Origin of the sequence: Pseudomonas sp. 51_B (assembly GCF_017491595.1) — a bacterium.
GTDB classification, from domain to species: Bacteria; Pseudomonadota; Gammaproteobacteria; order Pseudomonadales; family Pseudomonadaceae; genus Aquipseudomonas; species Aquipseudomonas promysalinigenes.
Map to the genome: position 1 here is coordinate 1 of NZ_JAFGYW010000042.1, position 16117 is coordinate 16117.

The window sequence follows — 16117 nt, forward strand, 5'->3', positions numbered from 1 at the left end:
TCGTCGCCTGGGAAGTCGTAGGTGGACAGCAGGTCGCGAACTTCCATCTCGACCAGTTCCAGCAGCTCAGCGTCGTCTACCAGGTCAGCCTTGTTCAGGAAGACCACGATGTACGGAACGCCTACCTGACGGGACAGCAGGATGTGCTCACGGGTTTGTGGCATCGGACCATCGGCGGCCGAGCAAACCAGGATCGCGCCGTCCATCTGGGCAGCACCGGTGATCATGTTCTTCACGTAGTCAGCGTGACCTGGGCAGTCAACGTGAGCGTAGTGACGAATGTTCGAGTTGTACTCGACGTGAGCGGTGTTGATGGTGATACCGCGCGCTTTTTCTTCTGGAGCCGAGTCGATCTTGTCGAACTCAACGACGGCCGAACCGAAAACTTCGGAGCAGACGCGAGTCAGAGCTGCGGTCAGAGTGGTCTTACCGTGGTCAACGTGGCCGATGGTGCCGACGTTAACGTGGGGAAGGGAACGATCAAATTTTTCTTTAGCCACGACAGTGAACCTCTTGCCTAAAGGGGATTAGCCTTGTTTTTTAACGAGTGCTTCGACGATGTTCGACGGAGCTTCGGCGTATTTGGAGAATTCCATGGAGTAGCTTGCGCGACCCTGAGACATGGAACGAACGTCGGTCGCGTAACCGAACATCTCTCCGAGCGGTACCTCAGCAGTGATTACCTTGCCGGACACCGAGTCTTCATTACCCTGGATCATCCCGCGACGACGGCTCAGGTCACCCATCACGTCACCCAGGTACTCTTCCGGGGTTACAACTTCGACCTTCATGATCGGCTCAAGCACCACACCACCGCCCTTCTGGGCCAGTTGCTTGGTCGCCATCGAAGCGGCGATCTTGAACGCCATTTCGTTGGAGTCGACGTCGTGGTACGAACCGTCGAATACCGTGGCCTTCAGGCCGAGCAGCGGATAGCCGGCAACAACGCCGTTTTTCATCTGCTCTTCGATACCCTTCTGGATCGGGGCGATGAATTCCTTAGGAATCACACCACCAACGACTTCGTTGGTGAACACCAGACCTTCGGTGATGTTGCCCTTTTCGTCCACGTCCGGCTCCGAGAAACGGATCCAGCAGTGACCGAACTGACCACGACCACCCGACTGACGAACGAACTTGCCTTCGATCTCAACGTTGGACTTGGTGATCTTCTCGCGGTACGAAACCTGCGGCTTGCCGACGTTGCACTCGACGTTGAACTCGCGCTTCATGCGGTCAACGAGGATGTCCAGGTGCAGCTCACCCATACCGGAGATGATGGTCTGGCCGGTTTCTTCGTCGGTCTTGACGCGGAACGACGGGTCTTCCTGGGCCAGCTTGCCCAGAGCGATACCCATCTTCTCCTGGTCAGCCTTGGTTTTCGGCTCTACGGAGAGCGAAATTACCGGCTCAGGGAAGTCCATACGCTCGAGGATGATCGGCTTGTCGGCGTTGCACAGGGTGTCACCGGTGGTGACGTCCTTCATACCGATCAGAGCAGCGATGTCGCCAGCGCGTACTTCTTTGATCTCTTCACGCTGGTTGGCGTGCATCTGCACCATACGGCCAACGCGCTCTTTCTTGCCCTTGACCGAGTTGATGACGGAGTCACCGGAGGTCAGGAAGCCCGAGTAGACGCGAACGAAGGTCAGAGTACCCACGAACGGGTCGGTGGCAATCTTGAACGCCAGGGCCGAGAACGGCTCGTTGTCGTCGGCAGGACGCTCGTCGTACTGCTCTGGCTTGACTTCATCCTTCGGCGTGTCGATCAGGTCAGGGTGGATACCCTTGATCGCCGGGATTTCGGTCGGTGCTGGCAGGTAGTCGATAACGGCGTCCAGAACCAGGGGAACACCCTTGTTCTTGAACGACGAACCGCAGACAGCCGGAACGATCTCGCTGGCCAGGGTGCGCGCGCGCAGACCGGCTTTGATCTCTTCGACGGTCAGCTCTTCGCCTTCCAGGTACTTGTTCATCAGCTCTTCGCTGGACTCGGCAGCCGCTTCAACCATGTTGGAGCGCCACTCTTGAGCCAGCTCCAGCATATCGGCAGGAATTTCTTCCTCGCGATAGGTGGTGCCTTTATCGTCATCGTTCCAGTAGATGGCTTTCATCTTGATCAGGTCAATCTGACCCTGGAAGTCATCTTCTGCACCGATAGCCAGCTGGACCGGAACCGGGGTGTGACCCAGACGGTTCTTGATCTGACCGATAACGCGCAGGAAGTTGGCACCGGCACGGTCCATTTTGTTCACGTAGACAACACGTGGAACGCCGTACTTGTTGGCTTGACGCCATACGGTTTCGGACTGCGGCTCAACGCCGGAGGTACCGCAGAATACGACGACCGCGCCGTCTAGTACGCGCAGCGAACGTTCTACTTCAATGGTGAAGTCAACGTGGCCGGGGGTATCGATGACGTTTACGCGGTAGTTGTCGTACTGACCACGGGAACCTTTCCAGAAGGTGGTAACGGCAGCGGAGGTAATGGTGATACCCCGCTCCTGCTCCTGCACCATCCAGTCGGTGGTCGCGGCGCCGTCATGCACCTCGCCCATCTTGTGGCTCAGACCTGTGTAGAACAGGATCCGCTCGGTAGTGGTAGTCTTGCCCGCGTCAACGTGGGCGCAGATACCGATGTTACGGTAGCGGTTAATTGCTGTAGTACGAGCCATAAAGCCCTCGCAAAATGATTGATGCTTGAATTAGAAGCGGTAGTGCGAGAACGCTTTGTTGGCTTCAGCCATACGGTGCACGTCTTCACGCTTCTTGACTGCAGCACCCTTGCCTTCAGCAGCATCCAGCAGTTCGCCGGCCAGGCGCAGAGCCATCGACTTCTCGCCGCGCTTGCGGGCGTAGTCTACGAGCCAGCGCATTGCCAGAGCGTTACGACGGGATGGACGAACTTCAACCGGAACCTGGTAAGTAGCACCGCCGACACGACGGGACTTAACTTCGACCAGCGGAGCGATGGCGTCGAGAGCTTTCTCGAAGATTTCCAGGGGGTCGCTGTTCTTGCGTGCTTTGACGGTATCCAGAGCACCGTAAACGATGCGCTCGGCTACTGCTTTCTTGCCGCTTTCCATCACGTGGTTCATGAACTTGGCGAGAATCTGCGATCCGTACTTAGGATCGTCAAGGATCTCACGTTTTGCTGCTACACGACGTCTTGGCATGATAAGCCCTCAAACGGTCTTCAGGTTAGCCCGGGACGTGGGTCTACGACCCCTGCCCGACCTTACTCTTATCGACTCAAAAAAATGGATGTCTGCAAACGACCGATTACTTCGGACGCTTGGTACCGTATTTCGAACGACCCTGGTTACGGCCTTTAACGCCCGAAGTATCCAGAGAGCCGCGAACGGTGTGGTAACGAACACCTGGCAAGTCTTTTACACGGCCGCCACGGATCAGGACGACGCTGTGCTCTTGCAGGTTGTGGCCTTCACCACCGATGTACGAGGAAACCTCGAAACCGTTGGTCAGACGCACACGGCATACTTTACGCAGTGCCGAGTTAGGTTTTTTCGGCGTGGTGGTGTACACGCGGGTGCACACGCCACGACGTTGCGGGCAGTTCTGCAGCGCAGGAACGTCGGACTTTTCGACCGAACGCTTACGCGGCTGACGTACCAGCTGGTTGATAGTTGCCATCTACTAGCTCCACTGATTGTCTTGCGACTCTATTGTCTTGCAAGAAAGCCAAAAATTGGCGAGACGGAGCCTCACCAAATTTAAGGGTACAAAAGTCTAAAGAGGATCTTGCACCCAGTCAAGACGAGGCCCCGGCCCTCCTCGCCCGATCATCGGCAACATTTCATGTCACCGGGGATCGAGCGAGGCTTGCCGGGGCCCTGCCCTGTACTTAGTTACCGCTGGAGTTCAGCGCTTCGGTCAGTGCGGCTTCCACCTCACTGGCGCTTACACGCAGCGGTTTGTCCGCATCACGGCGACGCTTACGCTCGCTGTGGTAGGCCAGACCAGTACCAGCCGGGATCAGACGACCCACGACCACGTTCTCTTTCAGGCCACGCAGGTAGTCGCGCTTGCCGGTCACCGCCGCTTCGGTCAGCACGCGGGTGGTTTCCTGGAAGGAAGCCGCGGAGATGAACGATTCGGTCGACAGCGAGGCCTTGGTGATACCCAGCAACACGCGGGTAAACTTGGAGATGAACTTGTCTTCCCCTGCCAGGCGCTCGTTTTCCATCAACACCTGGGTCAGCTCCATCTGGTCGCCCTTGATGAAGCTGGAGTCACCCGACTCGGCGATCTCAACTTTACGCAGCATCTGACGCAGGATGGTCTCGATGTGCTTGTCGTTGATCTTAACGCCCTGCAGACGGTAAACGTCCTGGATCTCGTTGACGATGTACTTGGCCAGCGCGCTTACACCCAGCAGGCGCAAGATGTCGTGCGGATCGCTCGGGCCGTCGGAGATCACTTCGCCGCGGTTTACCTGCTCACCTTCGAAGACGTTCAGGTGACGCCACTTCGGAATCAGCTCTTCGTACGGGTCGCTGCCGTCGGTCGGGGTAATGACCAGACGACGCTTGCCTTTGGTCTCCTTACCGAACGCGATGGTGCCGCTGACTTCAGCCAGGATCGAAGCTTCTTTCGGACGACGCGCTTCGAACAGGTCGGCAACGCGCGGCAGACCACCGGTGATGTCACGGGTCTTCGACGTTTCCTGCGGGATACGCGCGATAACGTCACCAACACCGATCTGTGCACCGTCAGCCACACCAACCAGGGCGTTGGCCGGCAGGAAGTACTGAGCAGGTACGTCGGTACCCGGCAGGTACAGGTCCTTGCCAGCAGCATCGACCATCTTGATCGCCGGACGGATTTCCTTGCCAGAGGCAGGGCGATCCTTGACGTCCATCACTTCGATGTTGGTCAGGCCGGTCAATTCGTCGGTCTGACGCTTGATGGTGATGTTTTCTTCCATGCCCACGAAGGTCACGGTACCTTTGAGCTCGGTAACGATCGGGTGGGTGTGCGGGTCCCACTTGGCAACGATTGCGCCAGCTTCGACCTTGTCACCTTCCTTGACCGAAATCACCGCACCGTAAGGCAGCTTGTAACGCTCGCGCTCACGACCGAACTCGTCGGCAATGGCCAGCTCGCCGGAACGGGACACGGCAACCAGGTTGCCATCGGCACGCTCGACCTGCTTCAGGTTGTGCAGACGTACCATACCGCCATTCTTCACCTGGACGCTGTCGGCAGCCGAGGTACGGCTTGCAGCACCACCGATGTGGAACGTACGCATGGTCAGCTGGGTACCCGGCTCACCGATCGACTGTGCAGCGATAACGCCGACAGCTTCACCGATGTTCACCTGGTGACCGCGAGCCAGGTCGCGACCGTAGCACTTGGCGCAAATACCGAAGCGGGTTTCACAGTTGATCGGAGAACGCACGACTACTTCGTCGATGCTGTTCAGCTCGATGAACTCGACCCACTGTTCGTCGACCAGAGTACCGGCCGGAACGATGACATCCTCGGTGCCCGGCTTGAACACGTCACGGGCGATGACACGGCCCAGTACACGTTCACCCAGCGGCTCGACAACGTCGCCGCCTTCGATGTGCGGAGTCATCACCAGGCCTTGGTCAGTACCGCAATCGATCTCGGTAACCACCAGGTCCTGCGCGACGTCCACCAGACGACGGGTCAGGTAACCGGAGTTCGCAGTTTTCAGTGCGGTATCCGCCAGACCCTTACGAGCACCGTGAGTCGAGATGAAGTACTGCAGTACGCTCAGACCTTCACGGAAGTTCGCAGTGATCGGCGTCTCGATGATGGAGCCGTCAGGCTTGGCCATCAGACCACGCATACCGGCCAGCTGACGGATCTGGGCGGCCGAACCACGGGCACCGGAGTCAGCCATCATGTACATCGAGTTGAAGGACTCTTGGTCGACTTCGTTGCCTTCACGGTCGATGACCTTCTCTTTCGAGAGGTTGGCCATCATCGCCTTGGAAACTTCGTCGTTCGCCTTCGACCACAAGTCGATGACCTTGTTGTACTTCTCGCCCTGGGTTACCAGGCCCGAGGCGTACTGGCTCTCGATTTCCTTCACTTCATCGGTAGCGTTACCGATGATGCGAGCTTTCTCGTCCGGGATAACGAAGTCGTTAACACCGATGGAAACGCCGGAAATGGTCGAGTAAGCGAAACCGGTGTACATCAATTGGTCAGCGAAGATAACGGTCTCTTTCAGACCAACCACGCGGTAGCATTGGTTGATCAGCTTGGAGATCGCCTTTTTCTTCATCGGCTGGTTGACCACGTCGTATGGCAGACCTGCCGGCACGACCTGGAACAGCAGAGCACGGCCGACGGTGGTGTCGACGATGCGGGTGTTCTTGACCACGGAGCCGTCACGCTCTTTCACGGTTTCGTTGATACGAACCTTGATTTTCGCGTGCAGGGCAGCCTCGCCGGCGCGGAATACGCGGTCGACTTCCTGCAGGTCAGCAAATACGCGACCTTCGCCCTTGGCATTGATGGCTTCACGGGTCATGTAATACAGACCCAGTACAACGTCCTGCGACGGAACGATGATTGGCTCACCGTTGGCTGGCGACAGAATGTTGTTGGTCGACATCATCAGCGCGCGCGCTTCGAGCTGGGCTTCCAGCGTCAGCGGCACGTGAACGGCCATCTGGTCACCGTCGAAGTCGGCGTTGTACGCAGCACAGACCAGCGGGTGCAGCTGAATAGCCTTACCTTCGATCAGTACTGGCTCAAAGGCCTGGATACCCAGACGGTGCAGGGTAGGTGCACGGTTGAGCAGTACGGGGTGTTCGCGGATGACTTCTGCGAGCACGTCCCACACCTCTGGCAGCTCACGCTCGACCATCTTCTTGGCAGCCTTGATGGTGGTCGCCAGACCACGCATTTCCAGCTTGCCGAAAATGAACGGCTTGAACAGCTCAAGAGCCATCTTCTTCGGCAGACCGCACTGATGCAGACGCAGGGTCGGGCCTACGGTAATTACCGAACGGCCAGAGTAGTCCACACGCTTACCGAGCAGGTTCTGACGGAAGCGACCTTGCTTACCTTTGATCATGTCGGCCAGGGACTTCAGCGGACGCTTGTTCGAGCCAGTAATGGCGCGACCGCGACGGCCGTTGTCCAGCAGGGCGTCGACCGCTTCCTGCAGCATGCGCTTTTCGTTGCGCACGATGATGTCCGGCGCCGACAGATCGAGCAGGCGCTTCAGACGGTTGTTACGGTTGATCACCCGACGATACAGGTCGTTCAGGTCGGAGGTCGCGAAGCGGCCACCATCCAGCGGTACCAGCGGACGCAGGTCCGGTGGCAGTACTGGCAGGACGGTCAGGACCATCCACTCTGGCAGGTTGCCCGAGCCCTGGAAAGCTTCCATCAGCTTCAGGCGCTTGGACAGCTTCTTGATCTTGGTTTCCGAGTTGGTCTGCGGAATCTCTTCGCGCAGGCGGCCGATCTCGTGCTCCAGGTCGATAGCGTGCAGCAGCTCGCGGACAGCCTCTGCACCCATGCGGGCGTCGAAGTCGTCACCGAACTCTTCCAGCGCTTCAAAGTACTGCTCGTCGTTCAGCAGCTGACCCTTCTCGAGGGTAGTCATGCCTGGGTCGATAACGACGTAGCTCTCGAAGTAGAGCACGCGCTCGATGTCACGCAGGGTCATGTCCATCAGCAGACCGATACGGGACGGCAGCGACTTCAAGAACCAGATGTGGGCAACTGGCGAGGCCAGCTCGATGTGCGCCATGCGCTCACGACGAACTTTGGCCAGGGCCACTTCAACGCCGCACTTCTCGCAGATTACGCCGCGGTGCTTGAGGCGCTTGTACTTACCGCACAGGCACTCGTAGTCCTTGACTGGGCCAAAGATCTTGGCGCAGAACAGGCCGTCACGCTCAGGCTTGAACGTACGGTAGTTGATGGTTTCCGGCTTCTTAACTTCACCGAACGACCACGAACGGATCATTTCAGGCGACGCCAGACCGATGCGGATGGCGTCGAACTCTTCGACTTGACCCTGGTTTTTCAGCAAATTCAGTAGGTCTTTCAAGGCCTTTCCTCCTGGCGGAGCAGGGAGCGGGCATTACCTGCCCCACTCCCCTTCGCGTCACGTGTTATTCGGTTTCCAGATCGATATCGATACCGAGCGAACGGATCTCTTTGATCAACACGTTGAAGGACTCGGGCATGCCCGGCTCCATACGGTGATCGCCATCCACGATGTTCTTGTACATCTTGGTACGGCCGTTCACGTCGTCCGACTTCACTGTGAGCATTTCTTGCAGGGTGTATGCCGCGCCGTATGCTTCCAGCGCCCACACTTCCATCTCCCCGAAACGCTGACCACCGAACTGCGCCTTACCACCCAGCGGCTGCTGGGTAACCAGGCTGTAGGAACCAGTGGAACGCGCGTGCATCTTGTCGTCCACCAAGTGGTTCAGCTTGAGCATGTACATGTAACCAACGGTCACAGGACGCTCGAACTTGTTGCCGGTACGGCCGTCGAACAGCACCATCTGGCCGCTTTCTGGCAAGTCTGCCAGTTTCAGCATGGCCTTGATCTCACGCTCCTTGGCACCATCGAAGACTGGAGTAGCCATAGGCACGCCTTTCTTCAGGTTGTTGGCCAGAGCGATGATCTCTTCGTCGGAGAACTCATCCAGGTTCTCCTGACGACCACCGATCTCGTTGTAGATCTCGGTCAGGAAGGTGCGCAGTTCAGCGGCTTTGCGCTGCTCTTCGATCATGCGATCGATCTTCTCGCCCAAGCCCTTGGCCGCGAGGCCCAGGTGGGTTTCGAGAATCTGACCGACGTTCATACGCGATGGTACACCCAGCGGGTTCAGTACCACGTCAACCGGAGTACCGTTGGCGTCGTGCGGCATGTCTTCGACCGGCATGATCACCGAGACAACACCCTTGTTACCGTGACGGCCGGCCATCTTGTCACCCGGCTGGATGCGACGGCGGATTGCCAGGTAGACCTTGACGATTTTCAGTACGCCTGGAGCCAGGTCATCGCCCTGCTGCAGCTTGCGCTTCTTGTCTTCGAACTTGTCGTCCAGCAGGCGACGGCGATCGACGATGTACTGCTGAGCCTTTTCCAGCTGCTCATTCAGTGCATCTTCGGCCATGCGCAGTTTGAACCACTGGCCATGCTCCAGACCGTCCAGTACTTCGTCAGTGATCACGGTGCCTTTCTTCAGGCCCGCACCACCGTCGACCACTTGGCCGTTCAGGGCAGCACGCAGACGCTCGAAGGTTGCACCTTCGACAATGCGGAACTCTTCGTTGAGGTCCTTGCGGATCTCGTCCAGCTGCATCTTCTCGATGGACAGGGCGCGGCTGTCGCGCTCTACGCCATCACGAGTGAAGACCTGTACGTCGATGACGGTACCCTTGGTACCAGTCGGCACGCGCAGGGAAGTGTCTTTAACGTCGCTGGCCTTCTCACCGAAGATTGCGCGCAACAGTTTCTCTTCCGGGGTCAGCTGAGTTTCGCCTTTTGGCGTGACCTTGCCGACCAGGATGTCGCCAGCGCCGACTTCAGCACCTACGTAAACGATACCCGCCTCGTCCAGCTTGTTCAGAGCAGCTTCACCCACGTTCGGGATGTCCGCAGTGATTTCTTCTGGGCCAAGCTTGGTATCACGCGCCACACAGGTCAGTTCCTGAATGTGGATAGTGGTGAAGCGGTCTTCCTGAACCACACGCTCGGACAGGCAGATGGAGTCTTCGAAGTTGAAGCCGTTCCACGCCATGAACGCGATGCGCATGTTCTGACCCAGTGCCAGTTCACCCATATCGGTGGACGGACCATCGGCCATGATGTCGCCACGCTGAACCTTGTCACCTTTGCTCACCAGCGGACGCTGGTTGATGCAGGTGTTCTGGTTCGAACGGGTGTACTTGGTCAGGTTGTAGATATCTACACCTGCTTCGCCAGTCTCGACTTCGTCATCGGCAACGCGAACGACGATACGGCTAGCGTCGACCGAGTCGATCACACCACCGCGGCGAGCAACCACGCAGACACCGGAGTCACGGGCAACGTTGCGCTCCATGCCGGTACCAACCAGCGGCTTGTCGGCACGCAGGGTCGGTACAGCCTGACGCTGCATGTTCGAACCCATCAATGCACGGTTGGCGTCGTCGTGCTCGAGGAACGGAATCAGCGACGCAGCAACGGAAACAACCTGCTTCGGCGAAACGTCCATCAGGGTGACGTCTTCCGGCGCCTTAACGGTGAATTCGTTCAAGTGACGAACCGCAACCAGCTCATCGATCAGCTGCTTGTTCTCGTTCATGGCCGCCGAGGCCTGGGCGATCACGTGATCCGCTTCTTCAATGGCCGACAGGAACACGATGTCATCGCTGACCACGCCTTCCTTCACCACGCGGTACGGGCTCTCGAGGAAGCCGTACTGGTTGGTGCGGGCATAAGCAGCCAGGGAGTTGATCAGACCGATGTTCGGACCTTCAGGGGTTTCGATCGGGCACACACGGCCGTAGTGGGTCGGGTGTACGTCACGGACTTCGAAGCCTGCACGCTCACGGGTCAGACCACCAGGGCCAAGTGCGGAGACACGGCGCTTGTGGGTGATCTCGGACAGCGGGTTGTTCTGGTCCATGAACTGCGAGAGCTGGCTGGAACCGAAGAACTCTTTCACCGCCGCCGCTACCGGCTTGGCGTTGATCAGGTCTTGCGGCATCAAGCCTTCGCTTTCTGCCATCGACAGACGTTCTTTGACCGCACGCTCAACACGTACCAGGCCAACACGGAACTGGTTCTCGGCCATTTCGCCTACGCAACGAACGCGGCGGTTACCCAGGTGGTCGATGTCATCGACGATGCCTTTGCCGTTACGGATATCAACCAAGGTCTTCAGAACCTCGACGATATCTTCCTTGCTCAGCACGCCCGAACCTTCGATCTCGGTACGACCGATACGACGGTTGAACTTCATGCGGCCAACGGCGGACAGGTCGTAACGCTCGGCGCTGAAGAACAGGTTGTTGAACAGGGTCTCGGCTGCATCCTTGGTTGGCGGCTCGCCAGGACGCATCATCCGGTAGATCTCGACCAGCGCTTCCAGCTGATTGCTAGTGGTGTCGATCTTCAGGGTGTCGGAGATGAACGGGCCGCAGTCGATATCGTTGGTGTACAGAGTCTCGATGCGGACTACCTGAGCCTTGGCGATCTTGATCAGCAGCTCTGTGGTCAGCTCGGTATTGCACTCGGCCAGGATCTCGCCAGTGGCTGGGTGAACGATGGCCTTGGCGGTAGTGCGACCCAGGACGTACTCCATCGGCACGTCCAGCTGGTTAACACCGGCCTTCTCGAGCTGATTGACGTGGCGCGCAGTGATGCGGCGACCTTGTTCGACAATGACCTTGCCAGCACCGTCATGGATGTCCATGACCGCAACTTCACCACGCAGACGCTGAGGCACCAGCTCCAGGCTGAGTTTCTCGCCGGAAATGTGGAAGACGTTGGTGGTGTAGAAGGTGTTGAGTACTTCTTCCGTGCTGTAACCCAGCGCGCGCAGCAGCACCGAAGCCGGCAGCTTGCGGCGACGGTCGATACGCACGAACACGCAGTCTTTCGGGTCGAACTCGAAGTCCAACCACGAACCGCGGTAAGGGATGATGCGAGCGGAGTACAGCAGCTTGCCGGAGCTGTGTGTCTTACCACGGTCGTGGTCGAAGAACACACCAGGCGAACGGTGCAGCTGGGAAACGATTACTCGTTCGGTACCGTTGATAACGAAGGTACCGTTCTCAGTCATCAGGGGGATTTCACCCATGTAGACTTCTTGCTCTTTGATGTCCTTGATCGCTTTGTTCGACGATTCCTTGTCGAAGATGATCAGGCGCACCTTGACCCGCAGTGGGACCGCGAAGGTCACGCCACGCAGGACACATTCCTTCACATCGAAGGCGGGATCGCCCAGGCGGTAGCCTACATACTCCAGGGCAGCATTGCCGGAGTAGCTGATGATCGGGAATACCGACTTGAAGGCCGCGTGCAGGCCGACGTCACGGAACTGATCCTTGGATGCTCCCGCTTGCAGGAATTCGCGATACGAATCCAGCTGGATGGCCAAAAGGTATGGCACATCCATGACGTCCGGCAACTTGCTAAAGTCCTTGCGGATACGTTTTTTCTCAGTGTATGAGTAAGCCATCAGCGTTCCCCAGCTTGGTCACCTGCTTGTTTGGCTTCTCCCGGCGGGAGCAGCCAGAAAATCGTGCAAACCCCTTGGTTTGCTCACCCACATGGGTGTCTTGCAGCGTGTTATCGGGGCCGGCTTGACCAGCCACCAATAACGGAAAAAGGCCGGTGGCATAAGCCACCAGCCATCAGCCTGTCGCTCAACGCTCAGGCTGGCATCGCAAAGTCGAAATTACTTCAGCTCGACTTTAGCGCCTGCTTCTTCCAGCTTCTTCTTAGCGTCTTCAGCGGCTTCTTTCGAAACGCCTTCAGCTACAACCTGAGGAGCGCCGTCGACTTTCTCTTTGGCTTCTTTCAGGCCCAGACCGGTCAGTTCGCGAACGGCTTTGATCACGTTCACTTTCTTGTCGCCGGCTTCAACCAGAACAACGTTGAACTCGGTCTGCTCTTCAACAGCGGCGGCAGCAGCAGCTGGGCCAGCGGCAACAGCGGCAGCAGCGGTAACGCCGAAGGTTTCTTCCATCGCTTTGATCAGTTCAACAATTTCCAGAACGGTTTTCTGGCCGATCGCTTCGATGATTTGCTCGTTAGTCAGAGACATGACTTAAATCCTGTATTGGGGTGACAGCCTACGCAGCCATCAAATTAAACGTATGATTTTGAAAGAGTCGCGCGTGCCTTAGGCAGCAGCAGCTTCTTTCTGGTCGCGCAGAGCTGCCAGGGTACGAGCCAGCTTGCTGGTTGCACCTTGGATTACGCTCATCAGCTGTGCGATAGCCTCGTCGCGCGTTGGCAGAGTTGCCAGCACGTCGATCTGGTTAGCGGCAAGGAACTTGCCGTCAAACGCAGCTGCCTTGATCTCGAACTTGTCCTGACCCTTGGCGAACTCTTTGAACAGACGAGCAGCAGCGCCCGGGTGTTCGTGGGAGAAAGCAATCAGGGTCGGGCCTTTGAACGCGTCGTTGAGGATCGAGAATTCGGTGCCTTCAACAGCGCGCTTGAGCAGGGTGTTACGTACGACACGTACGTATACGCCAGCTTCGCGGGCCTCTTTACGGAGTCCGGTCATTGCGCCTACAGTCACACCACGGGCATCGGCCACGACAGCGGACAGAGCGACTTTGGCAGCCTCGTTGACTTCAGCGACGATGGCCTTCTTGTCTTCGAGTTTAATTGCCACGGGTTTACTCCTGGTTTTTACCGTTTCATCTGGCCGAAGCCGGATGTCGTTTTGGTGTCTGATTCGGTAACGAATCGGGAGCACCATCTGCGTGGGCTGGGGTTTTAAGGCTTACGCCGCCTACGGTCTTGGATAGCCCCCGCCAGGCAGGGACCCCAATTTTTGCAAGCAGCGCGACACGTCGCGCTGCTTTGTTCTTACACGTTCAGCGAGCTTTGATCGATGATCAGACCTGGGCCCATGGTAGTGCTCAGAGTAACGCGCTTAACGTAAATACCTTTCGAAGAAGCCGGTTTGATACGCTTCAGATCAGCGATCAGGGCTTCAACGTTTTCCTTCAGCTTGTCAGCTTCGAAGCCGATTTTGCCAACGGAGGTGTGGATGATACCGTTCTTGTCGGTACGGTAGCGAACCTGACCAGCCTTGGCGTTTTTGACAGCGCCGGCTACGTCTGGAGTTACGGTACCAACTTTCGGGTTAGGCATCAGGCCGCGAGGACCCAGCACCTGACCCAGCTGACCTACAACACGCATGGCATCAGGCGATGCGATAACGACGTCATAGTTCAGGTCGCCGCCTTTCATTTCGGCAGCCAGATCGTCCATACCTACACGGTCAGCGCCGGCAGCCAAAGCGGCTTCAGCAGCTGGGCCCTGGGTGAAGACGGCAACGCGAACAGTCTTGCCAGTGCCGTGTGGCAGCACAGTAGCGCTACGAACGACCTGGTCGGATTTACGCGGGTCAACACCGAGGTTAACGGCGATGTCGTAGGACTCTACGAACTTGGCAGCCGGCAGCGAAGCGAGCAGGGTTGCGGCTTCTTCGAAGTTGTAGGCCTTGCCTGCTTCGATTTTCTCGGCGATTGCCTTTTGGCGCTTGGTCAGCTTAGCCATTACACACCCTCCACGTTCAAGCCCATGCTGCGGGCAGAGCCAGCGATGGTGCGTACAGCTGCGTCCAGGTCAGCGGAAGTCAGGTCAGCCTGTTTAGCCTTGGCGATGTCTTCCAGCTGAGCGCGGGTAACGGTACCGACTTTCACGGTGTTCGGGCGAGCCGAACCACTGGTCAGGCCAGCAGCTTTCTTCAGCAGAACCGAGGCAGGGGTGCTCTTGGTCTCGAAGGTGAAGCTACGGTCGCTGTAAACAGTGATGATAACTGGAGTCGGCAGGCCGGCTTCTTGACCCTGAGTACGGGCGTTGAAGGCCTTGCAGAACTCCATGATGTTCACACCGTGTTGGCCCAGTGCTGGACCAACGGGTGGGCTTGGGTTGGCCTGGCCGGCCTTAACTTGCAGCTTGATGTAAGCCTGAATCTTCTTAGCCATGAGCTACTCCAAAATCGGGTACGAACGCCTGATGGCTCCCCGGATGACTTGCGTTTTATCCCAGTGACGACAAAACCCCGCAGCACATAAGACTGCGGGGTATGGGATGCTTCGTCCGCCTAGACCTTTTCGACCTGGCTGAACTCGAGCTCTACCGGAGTAGAGCGACCGAAAATGAGCACTGCAACCTGCAAGCGGCTCTTCTCGTAGTTAACCTCTTCGACACTACCATTGAAGTCAGCAAACGGACCATCAATGACTCGAACCACTTCACCTGGCTCGAACAGCGTCTTAGGCTTCGGCTTGTCACTACCATCGGCAACGCGACGCAGGATAGCTTCAGCTTCTTTATCGGTAATCGGTGCAGGTTTGTCTGCAGTCCCACCGATAAAGCCCATCACACGAGGGGTATCCTTGACCAAGTGCCAAGTCCCTTCGTTCATCTCCATCTGGACCAAAACGTACCCAGGGAAGAATTTACGCTCACTTTTGCGCTTCTGGCCGTTGCGCATTTCTACGACTTCTTCGGTCGGGACCAGGATCTCACCGAAACCGTCTTCCATGCCAGCCAGCTTCACACGCTCGATCAGGGAGCGCATTACATGCTTCTCGTAACCCGAGTAAGCATGCACAACATACCAACGCTTAGCCACGGGACACCTTTAGCCAACGATCAGGGAGACCGCCCAGCCGAGCAGGGAATCAAGCCCCCACAGCAGCAGTGCCATAACCAGCACAACAGCCACAACAATCAGTGTGGTCTGGGTGGTTTCCTGGCGGGTCGGCCACACGACTTTACGGATCTCGGTACGAGCTTCCTTCGCCAGCGCAAAGAACGACTTACCCTTCGCAGTCTGCAGAGCTACGAAGCCTGCGACAGCAGCCAGGGCGAGAAGTACGAGAACGCGGTACAGAATCGGAGAAGCGGAGTAGTATTGGTTACCCACGACACCGACAACCACCAAAGCCACTACAGCCAGCCACTTGAACAGATCAAAACGCGATTCTTGGGCTTCAGTTTTGGGAGTCATCAAGGAGGATCCTGTAAGAAGAAAGCCATCACACCGAGGTGAAATGGCAGGTCAGGAGGGAATCGAACCCCCAACCTACGGTTTTGGAGACCGTCGCTCTGCCAATTGAGCTACTGACCTGTAACGCTGTATCAGGCCGGCCATTATACCGGCCTGATCAAGTAAATCAACTACTTATTCAATAATTTTTGCTACGACGCCGGCGCCGACGGTACGACCGCCTTCACGGATAGCGAAGCGCAGACCGTCTTCCATTGCGATGGTCTTGATCAGGGTAACAGTCATCTGAATGTTGTCACCTGGCATTACCATTTCAACGCCTTCCGGCAGTTCGCAGTTACCGGTCACGTCAGTGGTACGGAAGTAGAACTGTGGACGGTAGCCTTTGAAGA

General features: G+C 57.4%; 12 protein-coding genes, 1 tRNA gene and 1 pseudogene. All 14 read right to left on the minus strand.

All coding sequences use genetic code 11. From position 1 onward, the window contains the following. A partial coding sequence (locus J5M56_RS23010) for a GTP-binding protein (RefSeq protein WP_207937857.1) occupies nt 1–500 on the minus strand: 500 nt, incomplete at its 3' end. 27 nt (nt 501–527) lie between these two features. Further along, nucleotides 528–2675: an elongation factor G gene (gene fusA / locus J5M56_RS23015; RefSeq protein ID WP_186479002.1), complete on the minus strand. Its 2148-nt coding sequence runs from the start codon at nt 2673–2675 to the stop codon at nt 528–530. A 30-nt stretch (nt 2676–2705) separates the two neighbouring features. Further along, on the minus strand, nt 2706–3176 hold the full coding sequence (gene rpsG, locus J5M56_RS23020) for a 30S ribosomal protein S7 (RefSeq protein WP_003246741.1): 471 nt from the start codon (nt 3174–3176) through the stop codon (nt 2706–2708). A 106-nt stretch (nt 3177–3282) separates the two neighbouring features. Further along, the gene (rpsL, locus tag J5M56_RS23025) at nt 3283–3654 is read right to left on the minus strand and encodes a 30S ribosomal protein S12 (protein ID WP_003255492.1); all 372 of its coding nucleotides are present in this window, start codon (nt 3652–3654) and stop codon (nt 3283–3285) included. Nucleotides 3655–3865: 211 nt separating this feature from the next. Beyond that, nucleotides 3866–8065, minus strand: coding sequence for a DNA-directed RNA polymerase subunit beta' (gene rpoC, locus J5M56_RS23030; protein WP_186479001.1), 4200 nt, complete (start codon nt 8063–8065; stop codon nt 3866–3868). Between the two features lie 64 nt (nt 8066–8129). Next, the gene (gene rpoB, locus J5M56_RS23035) at nt 8130–12203 is read right to left on the minus strand and encodes a DNA-directed RNA polymerase subunit beta (protein WP_060480383.1); all 4074 of its coding nucleotides are present in this window, start codon (nt 12201–12203) and stop codon (nt 8130–8132) included. A gap of 219 nt (nt 12204–12422) precedes the next feature. After that, nucleotides 12423–12791 carry a 50S ribosomal protein L7/L12 gene (rplL, locus tag J5M56_RS23040; protein ID WP_060480382.1) on the minus strand — a complete coding sequence of 123 codons (369 nt, stop codon included), beginning with the start codon at nt 12789–12791 and terminating at the stop codon, nt 12423–12425. 78 nt (nt 12792–12869) lie between these two features. Next, nucleotides 12870–13370: a 50S ribosomal protein L10 gene (gene rplJ, locus J5M56_RS23045; protein ID WP_060480381.1), complete on the minus strand. Its 501-nt coding sequence runs from the start codon at nt 13368–13370 to the stop codon at nt 12870–12872. Between the two features lie 197 nt (nt 13371–13567). Further along, on the minus strand, nt 13568–14263 hold the full coding sequence (gene rplA / locus J5M56_RS23050) for a 50S ribosomal protein L1 (RefSeq protein WP_027919361.1): 696 nt from the start codon (nt 14261–14263) through the stop codon (nt 13568–13570). Then, nucleotides 14263–14694: a 50S ribosomal protein L11 gene (gene rplK, locus J5M56_RS23055; protein ID WP_023535523.1), complete on the minus strand. Its 432-nt coding sequence runs from the start codon at nt 14692–14694 to the stop codon at nt 14263–14265. Before rplK ends, rplA begins: the two co-directional genes overlap by 1 nt. A 119-nt stretch (nt 14695–14813) precedes the next feature. After that, nucleotides 14814–15347, minus strand: a complete 534-nt coding sequence (nusG, locus tag J5M56_RS23060; RefSeq protein WP_003255501.1) for a transcription termination/antitermination protein NusG — start codon at nt 15345–15347, stop codon at nt 14814–14816. A gap of 9 nt (nt 15348–15356) precedes the next feature. Then, a complete protein-coding gene (secE, locus tag J5M56_RS23065; protein WP_060480380.1) occupies nt 15357–15725 on the minus strand; it encodes a preprotein translocase subunit SecE in 369 nt (122 codons plus the stop codon). Between the two features lie 44 nt (nt 15726–15769). Then, a tRNA-Trp gene (locus J5M56_RS23070) sits at nt 15770–15845 on the minus strand. 54 nt (nt 15846–15899) lie between these two features. Continuing rightward, nucleotides 15900–16117, minus strand: a pseudogene (locus J5M56_RS23075) (elongation factor Tu); the annotation flags it as partial.